The sequence below is a fragment of the Marinobacter alexandrii genome (assembly GCA_039984955.1).
In the GTDB taxonomy this organism is placed as follows: domain Bacteria; phylum Bacteroidota; class Bacteroidia; order Cytophagales; family Cyclobacteriaceae; genus Ekhidna.
In genome coordinates, this window is sequence record JBDWTN010000007.1 from 698,963 (window position 1) to 714,831 (window position 15,869).

Below are 15,869 nucleotides of genomic sequence, written 5' to 3' on the forward strand. Positions count from 1 at the left end.
GTTATTTTAATTTCTTAGCAGGATTGCCAACGTAAGTGCCAGACTCTGCAATATCCTTAGTCACGACAGCTCCAGCTCCAATGACAACATTGTCACAAATTGAAACAGGCATAACTGTAGCATTTGATCCAATTGAGACTTTGTTTCCAACGTTTGTTTGTTTCCATTTGGATTGATCTCCTCCAGCAGGACCTCCTTCACTAAATGTATCATTTATGAACATCACTCCGTGTCCAATAAAACAATCTTCTCCTATAGAAACAAGTTCGCAGATAAATGAATGAGATTGAATTTTGGTTCTAGCACCAATTTTTACATCGCTTTGAATTTCTACAAATGGCCCAACAAACACATTCTCAGCCAGTATGCAACCATAAAGATTACTTGGCATAATCACCTTTACGCTTTCATGCGCATCGACATTCTTTATTCCCGACTCAATTATTTTCATTTGATCAACTCTCCTACAATCTGTAATTTCTCAAAAACTTTTGTATCGTGAGGCGCATCTTTCAATTCTTCAGTCAGATCCTGACCGGCCCAGTGCTCATAATGCTTTCCATTTTTCCATAATCTTGACTTTGTAACATCATAGATCACTCCCTGGTAAGCAATCCATGTTTCCTCACGATCATTCCCATTCCGAAGCGCCAACTGCTGAATTGTAAACCTCATTATTGTAATTTGATAATAGAGATACCAGCCCCTCCTCTATCAGCGTGCTCATCTTCTACGCTAGCAATACTTGAGTGTCCCTTAGCAATGTTTCTCACAATATCTCTAAGTACCCCGTGTCCTTTTCCATGAACAATTCGCACTTCATCTACTCCTATGAGCAATGCCTCGTCAATGAAAGACTCAATCTCATTCATCGCCTCATCAGCTCGCATACCACGAATACTAATTTCATGATTAAAGTTCGACATTTTACTAGTCAAGTCGATACCTAATTTCTTCACTTTCTTTTGATAGCTTACTTGCGGAGCATTCTTTGCTTTTTCCAATTTGTCTGTTGAGATGATTGATTTTAGTGATCCAAAAAGAACTTCGGCTTGTTTACCCTTGATTTTCTGAATCGCTCCTGTGCTTTCTTGACCTACTACTTTGACAATATCTCCTACATTAAAGGCTTTTGTAGTAGACTTAGGCCCTTCTTGAAGTCTTAGCTTCTTTTTATCCAATTCGGATCGGATCTCCTTTGTTCGCTCTTTTGAAGCTTTGTTTTCTTTTATCTCTCTTATGACACGTTCTACATCCTTATTGGCATTTTCAATTATATGATTTGCTTCTTTTTTAGCCTCCTTAATAACTCTCTTTTTATCTTCATCAAGCATACCTCTCAAGTCCTCATAGTCCTTACGGACTTTCAAAATATCATCCTGATCTCTTTCTAATTTCTTGGTTAGCTTTTCAAATTTTGCCTTCTCTTTTTCCAATTGATTCAAAAGCTGATCGTATGCTACATGCGAACTCCCAATCTTCTTTCGTGCAGAAAGAATGATTTCATGAGGTAATCCAATTTTTCCAGCAATTTCAAATGCAAATGAACTACCAGGCTTTCCTACTTCCAATTCAAACAATGGTTCCAAAGCATCCAGATTATATTTCATGGCTCCATTCACTAAACCAGAAGTTTCATCACCCATTTTTTTTAGATTTTGGTAATGAGTTGTGACAATACCGTACGCCTTTTTCTTATTTAGTTCATGTAAAACAGATTCGGCTATAGCGCCTCCAAACTGAGGCTCTGTTCCCTTTCCAAATTCATCAATCAAAAAAAGAGATCTCTTATCTGTTTCCTGAAGAAAAAACTTCATAGAGGTAAGGTGAGAACTATATGTACTCAAATCATCCTCAATTGACTGGGTATCTCCAATATCAATAAAGATTGATGAAAAAATGCCCATTTTACTTTCTTCATTGACTGAAACCGGTAGTCCTGCTTGGAGCATATACTGTAGCAATCCGACTGTTTTTAGGCTTACTGATTTGCCTCCTGCATTCGGACCCGAGATGATCAGTATCCGCTTTTCAGAGTCCAATGTTAGGCCCAGTGGAATGACGGGCTTCTTGTTCTCTTTATGAGACAAGTAAAGCAAAGGATGTATTGCTTTAATCAAGGAAAATTTCGTTGACTTTTCTACTGTCGGAATGACTCCATTGATATACTCTGCTAGAAGAGCTTTAGCATGAATGAAGTCAAGTTTTTCAAGCAAATATGAACCGTTTTGCAGCTCTTCTAAATTTGCTCTCACATGATTTGATAGCTCAATTAGTATCCGAATCACTTCTCTTTTCTCGGCATACTTCAGCTCCCTCACTTGATTATTTAAATCTAATACTTCACCTGGTTCGAGGTACACAGTCTGCCCTGTAGATGATTCATCATGAACAAAACCTTGAATTCTTTTTTTGTATTCTGCCTTTACAGGAATGACCAATCGGCCATCACGTACAGTCAATGAACTATCCTCATCTGTAAACTGATCATCCTTAGCCTTTTTCAATACTTTTTGGATGGCTGACCTTACAGATTGTTCCGATTTGGAGATTTTCCTTCGAATTTCAGACAGTTCTCTAGAAGCAGAATCTTTTACCTCTCCTCTATCATCAATCGTATTATCTATATGAATCGAAAGGTTTTGGTCGATTTCAATTTTGTTCGACAAACTAAACAGTTCCGAATATTCGTTTCCTTTTTTTTGAAAAAACTGAACCCAGGAAGCAAGTGTATTTACTCCCCTTTTTAATTCATGAAAATCTTGCGGATCTAGAAATGATCCTGGAACTTTAATCTGAGTGAGATAGTCTTCGATATCAGGAAATTCAAAAGAAACTCTATCATCAGCTTCTCCTTTTAAGCGCATCATTTCTTTAGCCTGTTTCAGCCATCTAATCAGCACATCATATTTTTCAGTAGGCTTAGCCTTTCTAGCCAACTGAGCACCACGATCACTTTGGCAAAAACGGATGAGGTGATTTCTTATCTGATCAAATCCAAGTTTTTGTTCTATATCCTCAGGATAAATCTTCACTTTTTCAGCTTTTGCTCTCTTGCCATCAAAGAATCTACCACGGTATTGTAGATTTTTTCAAAATCACTGGAATTGTTAACATAGTGATTAAAGCTACGTTCATATTGATCTTGAGTAATACTTAAGTCCTGAAACAATAGTTTTTCATAATGTTCATAAACCGCCTGAATACTATCATGCGGATCTATGAGGATATTATTAATCTTGGCTTCTAATAAATGGATTTCTACCATAATTTCCACCATTTTTTCTTGATTAATCAAGTCTTCAGGTATATCAGAACTAGTGCAAGCACAAACTATTACAAGAACGGTTAAAAAAATGTTTCTCAAATCGGTCAAAGAATTCGTGAAAATATAATTTTGAAGGTCAAACCATGTTTGATCAATAGCAAAGATCATACATGCGATGCAATTATCAATGGTGCCATATTGATGCCAAACTTGGTAAAGCAAAAAAATCGAAATGAAGGATATCCTAAAAAGGCTTAGAAGGTATGAAATTCGCATTCGCAAAGCGATTAATTCGCAAATGCAGGGCGACTTCCATTCGATCTTCAAAGGATCAGGCTTAGAGTTTGATGATGTGCGTCCTTACCAATGGGGAGATGATGTACGTAACATAGATTGGCGTGTGACTGCAAAGGGGCACGGGACCTTTATGAAGACTTTTATCGAAGAGAAAGAACAGACTGTTTTTTTCTTACTTGATGTTTCCGCTTCTCAGGAAATTGGAAAGGACAAACGTCAAAAAATAGACTTAGCCAAAGAAATGACAGGGTTACTTGCACTTTCTGCTATTCGCGAAGGAAGTAAAGTTGGAGTCCTATGCTATTCAGATCAAGTTGAAGATTATGTAAAACCTGGTAAAACAGTCAAGCATGCTTACGAAATAATTAATCGCATATTCTCTCTAAAGTCTAAATCAAAAAGGACAAATCTCGATCAAGGCATAAAGTATACACTTAACCTTTTAAATAAAAAGGCTATCATTTTCATTATATCAGATTTTATTGATGAAAACTTTACTCACTCTATGAGAGGTCTGGCAAGAAAACATGATCTTGTCGTTGTTCATATTTCAGATAAGAGAGAATCAGCTATTCCTCATTTAGGTATTGTACCTCTGTATGAAAAAGAATCTGGAAAAACCGTCTGGTTAAATACCTCATCTGATGAATTTAAAAATGCCGTGGACAAGACTCATGGTAAAAACAAAGAATCGCTGGAGGATTTTTGTAAAAGGAATGATGTAAACTATGTACCTATTGGTACAGAAGATGATTACGTACCAAAACTCATCAAACTATTCCGTCATAGAAATAGAAGCAATGCAAGAAGGACTAGGTAAATATTTATTGATTATTGGCTTCTTACTGTGCTCATTACATTCTAGAGCGCAAGAAATTTCCGTCAAGGGAGGTTTTGTTGAAGATAGTTTACTTATCGGCCAAGATATTAGTTTCTGGATTTCTTCTTCATACCCAACAGAGTTGGAAATGATATTCCCAGATAGTCTATCTTCTTTTGCTCCATTTGAATTTAGCAGCAAAGCTTATTTCCCTACGGAGGTACAAGGAAAATTAGCGTTTGACAGCACTGTTTATACGATTCAATCATTTGAAATAGATAAGGTACAGTACCTAAAACTGGCTGCCGTAATATTGAATGGAACTGACTCCACAATCATTGAAACTCAACTTGATTCCATCTTTCTCACTGAACTTGCCCCAATAGTATCTGACTCTACGAAGCTCAAAACAAACCTTGATTATCAGGTTGTAAATACACAATTCAACTACCCATTATTCTATTACATTATTGGTGGGTTCATAGTTCTGATTATTGTTCTGCTTCTGATCTTTGGTAAAAGAATTATTAAATGGATTAAACTTAGAAGGCTGAGGTCTCGATATGACCAATTTTCTGAACTTTTTAATAGTTATGTAAATAAGTTGAAAGTAGATCCAGATCCGGATCTTGCGGAAAAAGTTCTGGTTTTTTGGAAAAACTACCAGCAACAATTAGATAAGATTCCATTCTCTGTACTAACTACAAAAGAGATTCTCTTACAAGACTTTGCACAAGAGTTAGAAAAACCATTGATGGCAATAGATCGAGTTGTTTACGGGAAGAGAGTTCAGGAAAATGTGTTTCAAGACTTTGAGCAATTGGATGACTTTACACAACATAGGTATTCAAAAAAAGTAGAAGAAATCAAAGATGGAAAGTAAGACGATAAATTGGTTTTCTTTTGAGTGGTTTACCCCTGCTAAACTTCAAAGCTTTGATTGGGCTAACCTAATTTGGTTGTATGCCATAATTGCAATCCCATTATTATTTTTACTTCGATGGTTACTTGCAAAGTCATTTGGTCAAAAGCTACCTGTGGCGCTTACTAAGAAAGATTTAAAAAGTGATCCGATCACGTACCTAAGGTTTATACCCCCTGTATTTTTCATAATAAGTCTGACGTTAATAATAGCAAGCCTTGCTCGTCCTCAAACAACAAACGAACAAGTGGAACAATGGAGTGAAGGAATTGATATTGTTTTGAATATTGATATATCAGAATCCATGCAGATCATGGATTTTCTTCCAAATAGATTAGAAGCTGCAAAAGAAGTTGCAAGAAGCTTTGTAGCCGGTCGTTTTCAAGATAGAATTGGATTGGTGATTTTTTCAGGAGATGCACTTCCCTCATGTCCACTAACGACTGATTACGGGTTACTTTATGAACTGATAGAAGATATAGATTTTGATAAAATAGAAAGCCGCGGAACAGCCATCGGCAATGCAGTCACCTCAGGCATAAATTTCCTTCGAGAATCAGAATCAGAATCCAAAGTAATGATTTTGCTCAGTGACGGAGATAATACGGCTGGTAATGTGGACCCTATTACAGCTGCTAACTTGGCCAATGCTTACAATATCAAAATGTATGTAATCGCTATCGGTCGCGACGGAAAGGTCCCTTTTGGAACTGATTTTTTTGGTAGACCTAGGTTGGTTGAGAATACCTTTGATGAAACTACTCTGAGAGAAATTGCGAAGATTGGGAATGGAAAATTCTATAGAGTGTCAGACAAAGAAGCACTTGTTCAAGTGTTTGATGAGATTGACAGTCTTGAAAAAGCAGAAATAAAAGAAACACGCTACAAAGACACAAATGACTTCTACTATGTCTATCTAAAATGGGCCGCTGTATTTCTTCTACTTTGGTTACTAACCAAGTCTACTTTTGTGACGAATGTTTTGACAGATTGATAGTGTTTGAATAAATACTTAAAACGTATTACATTTGTATTACACATGAAAGATAAAAAAGAAAATATGCTAAATGTAAGACTGGATGAAGCAACTGATAGAAAATTGGCGGAGTACAGTAAGCAAATGAATTCTTCCAAATCTTCAATCGTAAAAGAAGCATTATCCATGTATTTCAATAAAGAACAATCTAAACAACTTCCTTATGTCTTAGGCCATGATCTTTTTGGGACAGATAAAAGCAGTAATTCAGACAATTCTTTGACTTACAAATCCAAGCTAAAAAGTAAGCTTCATGAGAAACACGCTCATTGATGCCGGCCCTCTCATAGCATTATTCGATCGATCCGATCAATATCATTTAAAAGCTGTTCGATTTCTAGAAGATTATGAAGGCTACCTATGGACCACATGGCCTGTAGTGACAGAAACTTGTCATATGTTAGACTTTAGTGTAAAAGCTCAATTAGCTTTTCTAGAATGGATTGATCGAGGCGGATTAAAAATTTATGAACTTGTTGAAAATCATATTTCACGCATTAAGCAATTGACACATAAATTCAGTGATGTACCTATGGACTTAGCCGATGCTAGTTTGGTGGTTGTTTCAGAACAATCAGGATATCATGAAATTATCTCGATTGATTCCGATTTTTACATTTACAGAGATATCCGAAATAAGTATTTAACTAATATATTCCGCTAGTCGAAAATAATTCTTTCTCCTTTCTGTAACTTTTCAATCAGCATGTACATCATCTAGCTGAATGTCAAATAATCTATACCATAAGCACATCTTACCCGCCTCTGACGGCATGTATCGATACGCGTTATCGATTGTACATGAACCTGAAACGGCAAGAGATGCAGTACAGGATTGTCTAACAAAAATCTGGAGTATCCGCAAAGACCTGGATAAAGTAGAAAAAGTCAATGCATGGGCTTTTCGCATTGTCCGAAATAGATGCATCGAAATTTTGCGAAGAAATAGATACGCAGACCTGGACGAAAAAGTAGTGAATATGAGATATTCCGGTACAGTAGAAGAACAAGCCATTACCAATGACTTTATGTCACAAATGAGAATGGTTTTGAAGACGCTACCGGCCAAGCAGCAGGAGGTTTTCCATCTTCGTGAAGTGGAGGACTTGAGCTATCAGGATATAGCTGAAACATGTGAACTCAGTGAAAGTGATGTAAAAGTCAACATTCATCGAGCGCGCAAAAAAGTAAAAGAAGCCATGCAAAAAATAGACGCATATGGGATCGCAAATTGATAAGCTAATAGAAAAATACTGGAATGGTGAGACCAGTTTGGAAGAAGAAAGAGTGATTAAATCACATTTCAAATCCAATCCTGCTCTCAACAGCGAAAGCCATTATTTCCGATACCTCACTAGCCAAAAGTCAGTGAAGTATAAAAATTCTAAGGTTGTCAATAAAAAGCGAGCTTGGGTTTCCGCAGCAGCTACTATCACGATTGGGATAATCACAGCAGTATTGGTATTCAATGATGCTGGAAAAGATCCATTTGCAATTGATGATCCTGAAAAAGCGCTAAAAGCTACTAGAGAGGCGCTGATGATGATATCCTCAGAACTGAAGGAAGGTCAGAATCACACCCTAGAATTGACCAAGATAAATAAAGCAAAAGAAGAGCTTCAAGAGGAATCTTAAGTGCTTCGTAAGGACCAAAACCTTGATTTTAAAGACACTAAAAAAATAAAACCATGAAAAAAATTATATTATCAATAATGATCTTATCCATCACAAGTCTGGCTTTTAGTCAGCAAGTAGTAACCAAGTACATGGATAGGTATGAGGATGATGAGACATTTACTAAAGTCTCTGTAAGCAGTAAAATGTTTTCTCTATTCACTGAAATGGAAGGAAATTCGGAAGATGAAAAAGAGTTTTTGGACGTCATCAGCAAGTTGAAAGGCATGAAAGTCGTGGCTAGTGAGAAGGTATCCAATCCAAAAGCACTCTACTCCGAAGCAAATAATGATGTTTCTAAAGCCGGTTATGAAGAATTGATGACTGTAAAAGATGCTGAAGAAAATGTAAAAATTTCCATTAAGGAAAAAGACGGCATCATCGAAGAACTCATACTTGTAGCTGGAGGTAAGGAAAAGTTCGCAATGGTTAGTCTTTATGGAATTATCGATCTAAAGCAAGTATCTAAGCTAGCAAGTATGATGCGTATGAGCGAACTTAAGTATCTGAAAAATTTAGAAGGCAATGATTAAAAAAGATCGTTAGGTAATGGGCAGGTTGGCACCCCAACCTGCCCTTATTATTTTACGTGCTTAACAAAAAATTCTACTATACATAAAGACTGCATGAAGAAACACCTACTCATTACTTTTCTTACAATCATTACACTTCCTTCAATAGGACAAGAAAAGATCCTAAAAGACTTTGCTGAGCCAAGAAGACCAAATGGATGGATGAATCCGATCTGCCTGTATCCTAGTACACTTAGGATGGTCAATATCACACAAGATCCACAGTTTTACGAATTGGTTAACGACATTGAAAAAATATTACTATACAGGCTAGATTCCGCTACTACGGCTTCCAAGTCTCATGCTGACTGGCTTAAAGACTATGAAGAGATAGGCTATGAAGAATATATTATCATCCGAGGGAAACAGGAGGTAAGAATAATAGGGAAAGAAGATGAATATGTTGGTGTAATGACTGCAGAAGGCAGAGCAATGGCTTTTTACTTAAGGGGAGAAATTCCATTTGGAAAAATCCCTACGCTAATGCAAACTTTTCAAGGCAGTGACATGCTTCCATTGATAACCGATCAGTTCAAATGAATGTACTTAAGATCAATAAACTCACTAAAAAGTTTGGAAAACTTACCGCTGTAAGTCAACTCGATTTAACAATAAAACAAGGTCAGGTATACGGTATTTTAGGGCCAAACGGAAGTGGTAAAACAACGACACTGGGGATGATTTTGGAGGTAGTTGCTCCTTCTAGTGGTAGTTTTGAATGGTTTGGGGGAATAAACAATGTAGATGCCCGACAGAAAATCGGATCCATTCTAGAGACACCCTGCTTTTATAGCTATTTGACTGCTACTCAGAATCTGAGAATTGTAGCTCACATCAAAAAGTGCGGCACCAATAGGATTGATGACATACTCAAACAAGTCAACCTATACGAACGAAGAAATGATAAATTCAAGACCTTTAGTTTAGGTATGAAGCAACGACTTTCTTTAGCAGCAGCATTACTGTCTGATCCACCAGTATTGATGCTTGATGAACCTACAAATGGACTAGACCCTGAGGGGATCGCAGAAGTTCGCGAGTTGATTAGAAATATTGCAGCACAAGGAAAAACCATCATTATGGCAAGTCACTTGCTTGATGAAGTGCAAAAGGTTTGCACGGATTTCTGCATTCTTAGAAAAGGTGTTAAGCTTCATGAAGGATCAGTGCATGATATTCTTGGAGAGACTAATGTGGTAGAAATATCAGCAGACGATCTTGATGTACTTTCCTCTACTATTGAAAAATTTGATGGATTGGAAAAATTGGAAAAAGAGAACGGTTCGTTAAAAGCCTATCTCAAGGATGGGCAGTCTTCAGATTCATTAAACAAATTCTGCTTTGATCAAGGAATCTCCTTGAAAAGACTTGTACCTCAGTCTAAATCACTTGAACAAGAATTCTTGAAAATATTAAAAGAAAATGATTAGAGCATTTACACTAGAATGGTTGAAATTGAAGCATTACAAGGTGTTTTGGATCCTGTTTGGATTATACCTTTTAGCTCAATTGATCATTACAAATGGAGGCGTCTTTTTTCTTGAATGGCTGAAAAGCAAAGGCGCTGATTTTCAAGGAATAGATCCTACAATCCTTCCCATCTACGATTTCCCTGATATTTGGCAGAATTCTACTTGGTTAGCTTCATTTGTTAAAGTATTAATCTCTTTTATTGTCATTGTTTCTGTAAACAATGAACTCTCGTATAATACACTCAGGCAGAATATCATCGATGGGGTAAGCAAGCGCGAATTTTTGCTATCCAAATTTTCTCTGATTCTATTTTTAGCAGGTGTTTGTACACTAGTCCTGTTTCTATCTGGACTGGTTGCCGGCATGATTTACTCGCATGTGACCGACCTTAAATATGTATTCGATCAGCTAGATTATCTATTGGCATATTTTCTTCAACTTGTCGTTTTTTCGCTTTTCGCTTTCAGCATTGCTATGGTCATAAAAAAGGCTGGCTTTGCGATCGTTTTGATTTTCTTGTATAATCTAGTGTTCGAGCCTATCGTCACAGCTATCCTCGAGTTTGCCCCATTCACAAGAGATTACACTGCAGGAATCGTAAAATTTTTCCCAATGTATTCGATTGAAAAGCTTTGTGGTAAAGCATATGAAAGTCCTTTTGCCAGGTATCTCTTCCAAGAAATAAAAGATAGTATCTATTGGTACGAGTGGTTAATTGCCATTGGCTGGGGACTACTATTTATTTTGTTTATCAACTGGGTTTTGAACAAACGCGACTTAAAGGCTTAAACGAAAATAATCGGAGTTTCACCTAACATTTTTTAGCTCTTAACTAATAGCTGCATACCAAGTCAGGGTTTTGGACGTTTTTTGTATAAGTAAAGTATAAATAGCCAGTTATGATAAAGTTTGTTTCAGTTCTTGCATCAGTAGTATCGATAAACTTTCTTGTCGCATTTACTACTACTACCTCACCAGAAGTAGAATTAGAGTTTAGCAATCAGGCAATCGCTATAGAAAGCGGACAGCCTGTTTTTTCAAAAGATACGAAAGTATGGGTATCCAATCCTCGCAAAGAGGAGTTGAAGTTGTATATCAACGAGGTAGAGAAAGAAATCAGTGAAGGAAAAGTAGATCTTGCAGATATTACAAATTTAAATGAAGGTACTTATACATTAATTGTAAATTCTAAAACTGAAGAAAAAGTATTCGGATTTACAATACAATAATAAAGTTAGGTTAGGTTATTAAGGTCAAGGCATCTCTCATTGAGATGCTTTTTTTTATGCGTAATTGCTCAATAGAAAGTATAGAATCTGACAAGCAAATAACACAAGAATAACGGCTATTGTACGATTCATTCCCCTCACAAATTTTACTGTAATCAAATGCTTTAGGCGATGAGCAATAAAGGCTTTGCCAACATCCATACTAAAAATAGTAATGAGCATACCTCCAAAAAATTGCAACTGTTGATTGAAGTCATATTCAAAATTTATTGTACTAGCACTTATCAATGTAGCCCAAGACACTATGATTAATGGATTTAATCCATTGAGGAACAATCCTTTTGCAAACTGTTTTGCATAATTAGAATCATTCATTACTGCATTATCACTTTCAATTTTAGGTGTTTTAAACCAAGAGTATATGCTATAAGCCCCAAGCATTATCACACCAAAAATCCCCATCCAGAATTTAAAATCATCCGTTTCCAGGGCTTTTGTCAGCCCCAACAATACAATTGCCACATAGAAAATATCACTTACAGATATACCTATGGCCAGGAATATCGCTTTTTTTAAGCCTTGCTGAATACTCGTCTGAATAAGGGCGAAAAAAGCTGGTCCAAGCGCAAAGAGAAAAATAAGACCAAAGATTAGTCCATTAAGTATTGGGGGCATTTAATTCGCTTGGATATTTTGTTCTACTAGAAAATTTCTCCAAAGTTGGGCCTTTTCTTTCTTTAATACACGAGGAAATTTATTTTGACTACCCACTTTTCCTTGCTCTTCCATCCATTTATAAAAAATATTTGTAGGTAACACGCTCAATTTAAGCTCTTTAAGAGCAGATTCTCTTTCAACTTTATAATCGTCATTAAGATCCATTAAATGATAATCAATTCGATCAATCAACTTCTCTCTATCAATTTTATCATCTGTACCAATATACCAGTGATGAGCGAATAAGCTCCCAGATCTATCTCCAAGAAGTGTAAATTCTCGAATATCAATTTTCATTTCCTCTTCAACCAACTCTACAGCTTTATTCATATTATCTAAGCTAAGATGCTCACCACATAAACTCATAAACAGTTTTGTTCTACCGGTGATTACAATTTCGTTCTCCTCCACGGAGGTGAATTTTATTACATCTCCAATCATGTATCTCCATGCTCCGGAATTTGTGGTAATTAATAAAGCATACTCTTTATTTTCCTCTACTTCATCAATTTTAAATGTTGTTGCATTTGCCCTAAGCTTACCCTCTTCATCAAAGTTTGATTCTGTAAAGGGTACAAATTCGTAGAAAATTCCATTATTCAAAACTAGTCTCATCGACTTTTGATTAGGATACGCTTGAAAAGCAATAAATCCTTCTGAAGCTAGATAGGTTTCCATGTAGTGAAGTGGCCTTGCAAGTAATTTTTCAAATCCACGCTTATAAGGCTCAAAAGACACTCCACCATGTACGAAAATTTGCAGGTTAGGCCAAATGTCATGAATGTTATTAAGATTATACTTTTCAATCACCTTCTCCATTAAAATCTGAAGCCAAGCTGGAACTCCAACAATGATTCCTATGTCCCAGTCAGGAGCACTTCTAATAATCTCTTCAAGCTTGTCATTCCAATCTTTCGTCTTAGCTATTTTTTTCCCCGGCTTATAAAAGTGTTGAAACCAAAAAGGGATTTGTGCAGCTGTAATTCCACTCAGATCTCCTTCAAAATAATGACCACTTCTTTTCAAATCGGTACTTCCTCCAAGCATTAATATCCCCTTTGAAAAAAGAGAAGCGGGCAAGTCATACTTGCTCATGGTTAAAATCTGTCGCACAGACGTCTTACGGATTGATTTTACCATTTCTCGCGTAAGCGGGATGTATTTGGAAGGTGCTCCAGAAGTACCGGAGCTCAGAGCAAAGTATCTGATCTTACCTGGCCAGCAAACATCTTTTTGACCCTCCTGGGCTAAATGCCACCACTCTTCATAAATTTTATCGTAATCAAAAATCGGGATCTGGTCTTTAAAAACCTGATAAAAATTGTCATTTCGTTTCTTAAAGGATCTTAAAATTTTATCAAAGGAATGTTCCTTGCCAAACTTCGTCCCCTGACAATGAATGAGTAGGTTCCTTAACTCTTGTTTTTGCAAGTCAAGAGAAGAAGTATATAGCTGCTCTAAACTTTCGCGCAGCATGATTCCTTTCTTGAGTAATGTCCCTAAAATTGCCATTCAGTCCTCTTTGAAACTTATTCGTGAACTTTCATCTTTAAAAGATGTAAAAGAGACAATAATGAGCGAAATATCAAACCAACTAAACGAATTAAAGAAAACTCTTTCAGAATCCTGCACACTTGTAGCCGTGAGCAAAACAAAGCCTAGTTCTGACATTGTAGAAGCATATGAATCTGGACATCTTGATTTTGGAGAAAACAAAGTACAAGAACTCACAAAAAAGGCTGAAGAGCTCCCAAAAGATATCCGCTGGCATATGATAGGACACTTGCAGAGCAACAAAGTAAAGTACATCGCACCTTTTGTTCATTTAATCCATGGTGTAGATTCTTTAAAGCTTTTGAAAGAAATCAATAAACAAGGGAAAAAAGTCGACCGTATAATTGATTGTCTTCTGCAAATTCATATCGCTAAAGAAGAAACAAAATTCGGATTAGATCAAATGGAGCTTGATCAACTATTGAACGAAGAAGAATTCGAAGAGATGCATCACGTTCGGATTGTAGGGCTCATGGGAATGGCTACAAATACAGATAACTCAGAACTTGTAAAAAAGGAATTTAAATCTTTGAAAGATCTCTACGATGAAATAAAAAATTCTGACCATACTAATGCTCAAATGAACGTACTCTCTATGGGCATGAGTAGCGATTATGAAATCGCACTAGCAGAGGGAAGTAATATGGTCAGAATTGGAAGCGCCATTTTTGGTGCTAGAAACTATTAATTATTTGGGTCTGGAGCTGTCACGTTTGTGACAATCTTCACTCGAGCAGGGTTATTGACTGCATTTGACATCACGGTAATCACCTTGTTCTGCATTCCCATTTTACCCGCGCTATTAAATACAACTTTAATTTTGGCAGTGGCACCAGGAGCTACTGCATCTCTTGGCCATTCAGGAGCCGTACAACCACATGTTGTCCGAACATCAGAAATAATTAAGGGCTCGTTTCCAATGTTTTCAAATTGAAAGATATGCTCAACTTTCTCACCTTGACTGATTTCACCAAAATCAAACGATTTCTCAGCAAATGAAATTTTTGGCCCTGTCATCGGCTCTTCTTCCTGTGCTGTTGCAAAGAATGCAAATCCGATCAACAGCAATGATGCTAAATATTTCATATTTAAATTTATTTTTTTGTTCTTAATAAGAATCAAAGTTAACGAACATCTTTTGCAAATGTTAGACCAAAATCAATTCAAAAACCCATTTGAGGGAAAAGTGAGAGTTCGTGTCTGTGGTATTCTTGAAGAAGATGGCAAATTCTTATTGCTAAAGCATCTTTCCATAGGCCCTGCAGGGTATCTATGGTCTCCTCCTGGTGGAGGTGTAGAGTTTGGAGAAAGTGTCCATGAAACACTCAAAAAGGAATTTATGGAGGAGACTAATCTAAAAATAGATGTCAAAGAATACCTTTTTACCAATGAATACATCGATAATAAGCATCATGCCATTGAATTATTCTTCAATGTATCAAGAATTTCAGGTACTTTGAAGCTTGGAGAAGACCCTGAATTGAACAAGAAAAGTCAAATTCTAGCGGAGGCAAGGTTCTTTTCAAAAGAAGATTTAAAAAAACTTTCGCAAGAAACCATTCATAATGCTTTTAACACCGCTGGTGAAAGAGATAAAATTGCCGAACTTAGGGGTTTGGTTACTTTTAAGCATTAATAATATTTTGGTGCTTCAAGAATCACCATTAAATATTTATAATTGCAAAAACCTAGCGAAAAAGAAATTTAGCAATGAGTAAAACAAAAATTGTTTCTGTGGTCATGCTCGTGGTATGGGTATCATTGGCCGTATTTTTAGTGTACAGTATCAAATCATCCATTGATGAAGCTGAGCGTATCGAAAAAGCCGAAGGGCGAATTATTGAGCAGTTGAAGATGATCCGAGAAGCAGAGATTGCTTTTATGGCTGTAAATGGCCAATATACAAGCGACTGGGATAAATTGATGGCCTTCATTGATACAGGTAGTTTTTACCTAACAGAAAAGAGCGAGACTATTATTCCTCAACCTTACGGTAAGGATAGCATAGTTGTCAATATTGACACTCTTGGAACTGTTCCAGTAATGGATTCTTTGTTCAGAATGGGAAAATGGCCAAGGTTTGACTTAGCTACTCTTCCATACGTACCTGGAACTCAACCTCCCGTAAAGTTTGATGTTTGGGCAGATAAAATTCTTAAAGCGGGACTATTGGTAAATGCCATTGAGGTGAAGAATCCTCGACCAATTGATCCTAGTAGAGATGAAGATAGCGAATACAACACCAGGAAACCACTGAGATTTGGATCACGAACAAGTGTGACCACAGCAGGAAACTGGGAATAAAAT

General features: G+C 36.6%; 22 protein-coding genes. 15 read left to right on the forward strand and 7 right to left on the reverse strand.

What is annotated here, in order from left to right:
• Position 1 precedes the first annotated feature (1 nt).
• From ABJQ32_09395 to ABJQ32_09410, 4 genes are read right to left on the reverse strand one after another with little or no spacing between them, the layout of a single operon-like run.
• Positions 2-451, reverse strand: coding sequence for an acyltransferase (locus ABJQ32_09395; GenBank protein ID MEP5289853.1), 450 nt, complete (start codon positions 449-451; stop codon positions 2-4).
• A complete protein-coding gene (locus ABJQ32_09400) occupies positions 448-675 on the reverse strand; it encodes a cytochrome b5 domain-containing protein (protein ID MEP5289854.1) in 228 nt (75 codons plus the stop codon). The genes ABJQ32_09395 and ABJQ32_09400 overlap by 4 nt, the downstream gene beginning before the upstream one ends.
• The gene (locus tag ABJQ32_09405; protein MEP5289855.1) at positions 675-3,035 is read right to left on the reverse strand and encodes an endonuclease MutS2; all 2,361 of its coding nucleotides are present in this window, start codon (positions 3,033-3,035) and stop codon (positions 675-677) included. Before ABJQ32_09405 ends, ABJQ32_09400 begins: the two co-directional genes overlap by 1 nt.
• Positions 3,032-3,544: a DUF4296 domain-containing protein gene (locus ABJQ32_09410; protein MEP5289856.1), complete on the reverse strand. Its 513-nt coding sequence runs from the start codon at positions 3,542-3,544 to the stop codon at positions 3,032-3,034. The genes ABJQ32_09405 and ABJQ32_09410 overlap by 4 nt, the downstream gene beginning before the upstream one ends.
• Here ABJQ32_09410 and ABJQ32_09415 point away from each other — a divergent pair.
• From ABJQ32_09415 to ABJQ32_09470, 12 genes are all read left to right on the forward strand, one after another.
• Positions 3,501-4,385, forward strand: coding sequence for a DUF58 domain-containing protein (locus ABJQ32_09415; GenBank protein MEP5289857.1), 885 nt, complete (start codon positions 3,501-3,503; stop codon positions 4,383-4,385). The genes ABJQ32_09410 and ABJQ32_09415 overlap by 44 nt on opposite strands.
• Positions 4,366-5,268, forward strand: a complete 903-nt coding sequence (locus ABJQ32_09420; protein MEP5289858.1) for a hypothetical protein — start codon at positions 4,366-4,368, stop codon at positions 5,266-5,268. The genes ABJQ32_09415 and ABJQ32_09420 overlap by 20 nt, the downstream gene beginning before the upstream one ends.
• Positions 5,258-6,301: a VWA domain-containing protein gene (locus ABJQ32_09425; protein ID MEP5289859.1), complete on the forward strand. Its 1,044-nt coding sequence runs from the start codon at positions 5,258-5,260 to the stop codon at positions 6,299-6,301. Before ABJQ32_09420 ends, ABJQ32_09425 begins: the two co-directional genes overlap by 11 nt.
• Positions 6,302-6,346: 45 nt before the next feature.
• Positions 6,347-6,616, forward strand: coding sequence for a ribbon-helix-helix protein, CopG family (locus ABJQ32_09430; GenBank protein ID MEP5289860.1), 270 nt, complete (start codon positions 6,347-6,349; stop codon positions 6,614-6,616).
• On the forward strand, positions 6,597-7,007 hold the full coding sequence (locus ABJQ32_09435) for a pilus assembly protein (GenBank protein MEP5289861.1): 411 nt from the start codon (positions 6,597-6,599) through the stop codon (positions 7,005-7,007). The genes ABJQ32_09430 and ABJQ32_09435 overlap by 20 nt, the downstream gene beginning before the upstream one ends.
• Before the next feature lie 61 nt (positions 7,008-7,068).
• Positions 7,069-7,578 carry a sigma-70 family RNA polymerase sigma factor gene (locus ABJQ32_09440; GenBank protein MEP5289862.1) on the forward strand — a complete coding sequence of 170 codons (510 nt, stop codon included), beginning with the start codon at positions 7,069-7,071 and terminating at the stop codon, positions 7,576-7,578.
• A complete protein-coding gene (locus ABJQ32_09445) occupies positions 7,562-7,978 on the forward strand; it encodes a hypothetical protein (GenBank protein MEP5289863.1) in 417 nt (138 codons plus the stop codon). The genes ABJQ32_09440 and ABJQ32_09445 overlap by 17 nt, the downstream gene beginning before the upstream one ends.
• A 53-nt stretch (positions 7,979-8,031) precedes the next feature.
• Positions 8,032-8,550 carry a DUF4252 domain-containing protein gene (locus ABJQ32_09450; protein MEP5289864.1) on the forward strand — a complete coding sequence of 173 codons (519 nt, stop codon included), beginning with the start codon at positions 8,032-8,034 and terminating at the stop codon, positions 8,548-8,550.
• A gap of 93 nt (positions 8,551-8,643) precedes the next feature.
• Complete coding sequence (locus tag ABJQ32_09455) at positions 8,644-9,129, forward strand: hypothetical protein (protein ID MEP5289865.1); 486 nt, start codon at positions 8,644-8,646, stop codon at positions 9,127-9,129.
• Positions 9,126-10,019, forward strand: a complete 894-nt coding sequence (locus tag ABJQ32_09460; protein ID MEP5289866.1) for an ABC transporter ATP-binding protein — start codon at positions 9,126-9,128, stop codon at positions 10,017-10,019. Before ABJQ32_09455 ends, ABJQ32_09460 begins: the two co-directional genes overlap by 4 nt.
• Positions 10,012-10,851: an ABC transporter permease gene (locus ABJQ32_09465; protein ID MEP5289867.1), complete on the forward strand. Its 840-nt coding sequence runs from the start codon at positions 10,012-10,014 to the stop codon at positions 10,849-10,851. Before ABJQ32_09460 ends, ABJQ32_09465 begins: the two co-directional genes overlap by 8 nt.
• A 110-nt stretch (positions 10,852-10,961) precedes the next feature.
• Positions 10,962-11,291: a hypothetical protein gene (locus tag ABJQ32_09470; GenBank protein MEP5289868.1), complete on the forward strand. Its 330-nt coding sequence runs from the start codon at positions 10,962-10,964 to the stop codon at positions 11,289-11,291.
• Between the two features lie 54 nt (positions 11,292-11,345).
• On the opposite strand, the gene ABJQ32_09475 is transcribed toward ABJQ32_09470, so the two are convergent.
• Positions 11,346-11,966 (reverse strand): LysE family transporter, encoded by a 621-nt coding sequence (locus ABJQ32_09475; GenBank protein MEP5289869.1) that lies wholly within the window; start codon positions 11,964-11,966, stop codon positions 11,346-11,348.
• Complete coding sequence (locus ABJQ32_09480; GenBank protein MEP5289870.1) at positions 11,967-13,520, reverse strand: GH3 auxin-responsive promoter family protein; 1,554 nt, start codon at positions 13,518-13,520, stop codon at positions 11,967-11,969.
• A gap of 61 nt (positions 13,521-13,581) precedes the next feature.
• Here ABJQ32_09480 and ABJQ32_09485 point away from each other — a divergent pair, with 61 nt between their 5' ends.
• Positions 13,582-14,250, forward strand: coding sequence for a YggS family pyridoxal phosphate-dependent enzyme (locus ABJQ32_09485; protein ID MEP5289871.1), 669 nt, complete (start codon positions 13,582-13,584; stop codon positions 14,248-14,250).
• On the opposite strand, the gene ABJQ32_09490 is transcribed toward ABJQ32_09485, so the two are convergent.
• Positions 14,247-14,648, reverse strand: coding sequence for a DUF1573 domain-containing protein (locus tag ABJQ32_09490; protein ID MEP5289872.1), 402 nt, complete (start codon positions 14,646-14,648; stop codon positions 14,247-14,249). The genes ABJQ32_09485 and ABJQ32_09490 overlap by 4 nt on opposite strands.
• Positions 14,649-14,706: 58 nt before the next feature.
• On the opposite strand from ABJQ32_09490, the gene ABJQ32_09495 reads away from it, so the two are divergent.
• Complete coding sequence (locus ABJQ32_09495) at positions 14,707-15,198, forward strand: NUDIX hydrolase (GenBank protein MEP5289873.1); 492 nt, start codon at positions 14,707-14,709, stop codon at positions 15,196-15,198.
• A 74-nt stretch (positions 15,199-15,272) separates the two neighbouring features.
• Complete coding sequence (locus ABJQ32_09500) at positions 15,273-15,866, forward strand: hypothetical protein (GenBank protein ID MEP5289874.1); 594 nt, start codon at positions 15,273-15,275, stop codon at positions 15,864-15,866.
• Positions 15,867-15,869: the final 3 nt, after the last annotated feature.

Bases quoted from the DNA above. Each gene is read 5' to 3' on its own strand.
- ABJQ32_09395 (MEP5289853.1), bottom strand. From the start codon at position 451: ATGAAAATAATTGAGTCGGGAATAAAGAATGTCGATGCGCATGAAAGC.
- ABJQ32_09400 (MEP5289854.1), bottom strand. From the start codon at position 675: ATGAGGTTTACAATTCAGCAGTTGGCGCTTCGGAATGGGAATGATCGT.
- ABJQ32_09415 (MEP5289857.1), top strand. From the start codon at position 3,501: ATGAAGGATATCCTAAAAAGGCTTAGAAGGTATGAAATTCGCATTCGC.
- ABJQ32_09410 (MEP5289856.1), bottom strand. From the start codon at position 3,544: ATGCGAATTTCATACCTTCTAAGCCTTTTTAGGATATCCTTCATTTCG.
- ABJQ32_09420 (MEP5289858.1), top strand. From the start codon at position 4,366: ATGCAAGAAGGACTAGGTAAATATTTATTGATTATTGGCTTCTTACTG.
- ABJQ32_09425 (MEP5289859.1), top strand. From the start codon at position 5,258: ATGGAAAGTAAGACGATAAATTGGTTTTCTTTTGAGTGGTTTACCCCT.
- ABJQ32_09430 (MEP5289860.1), top strand. From the start codon at position 6,347: ATGAAAGATAAAAAAGAAAATATGCTAAATGTAAGACTGGATGAAGCA.
- ABJQ32_09435 (MEP5289861.1), top strand. From the start codon at position 6,597: ATGAGAAACACGCTCATTGATGCCGGCCCTCTCATAGCATTATTCGAT.
- ABJQ32_09440 (MEP5289862.1), top strand. From the start codon at position 7,069: ATGTCAAATAATCTATACCATAAGCACATCTTACCCGCCTCTGACGGC.
- ABJQ32_09445 (MEP5289863.1), top strand. From the start codon at position 7,562: ATGGGATCGCAAATTGATAAGCTAATAGAAAAATACTGGAATGGTGAG.
- ABJQ32_09450 (MEP5289864.1), top strand. From the start codon at position 8,032: ATGAAAAAAATTATATTATCAATAATGATCTTATCCATCACAAGTCTG.
- ABJQ32_09455 (MEP5289865.1), top strand. From the start codon at position 8,644: ATGAAGAAACACCTACTCATTACTTTTCTTACAATCATTACACTTCCT.
- ABJQ32_09460 (MEP5289866.1), top strand. From the start codon at position 9,126: ATGAATGTACTTAAGATCAATAAACTCACTAAAAAGTTTGGAAAACTT.
- ABJQ32_09465 (MEP5289867.1), top strand. From the start codon at position 10,012: ATGATTAGAGCATTTACACTAGAATGGTTGAAATTGAAGCATTACAAG.
- ABJQ32_09470 (MEP5289868.1), top strand. From the start codon at position 10,962: ATGATAAAGTTTGTTTCAGTTCTTGCATCAGTAGTATCGATAAACTTT.
- ABJQ32_09475 (MEP5289869.1), bottom strand. From the start codon at position 11,966: ATGCCCCCAATACTTAATGGACTAATCTTTGGTCTTATTTTTCTCTTT.
- ABJQ32_09480 (MEP5289870.1), bottom strand. From the start codon at position 13,520: ATGGCAATTTTAGGGACATTACTCAAGAAAGGAATCATGCTGCGCGAA.
- ABJQ32_09485 (MEP5289871.1), top strand. From the start codon at position 13,582: ATGAGCGAAATATCAAACCAACTAAACGAATTAAAGAAAACTCTTTCA.
- ABJQ32_09490 (MEP5289872.1), bottom strand. From the start codon at position 14,648: ATGAAATATTTAGCATCATTGCTGTTGATCGGATTTGCATTCTTTGCA.
- ABJQ32_09495 (MEP5289873.1), top strand. From the start codon at position 14,707: ATGTTAGACCAAAATCAATTCAAAAACCCATTTGAGGGAAAAGTGAGA.
- ABJQ32_09500 (MEP5289874.1), top strand. From the start codon at position 15,273: ATGAGTAAAACAAAAATTGTTTCTGTGGTCATGCTCGTGGTATGGGTA.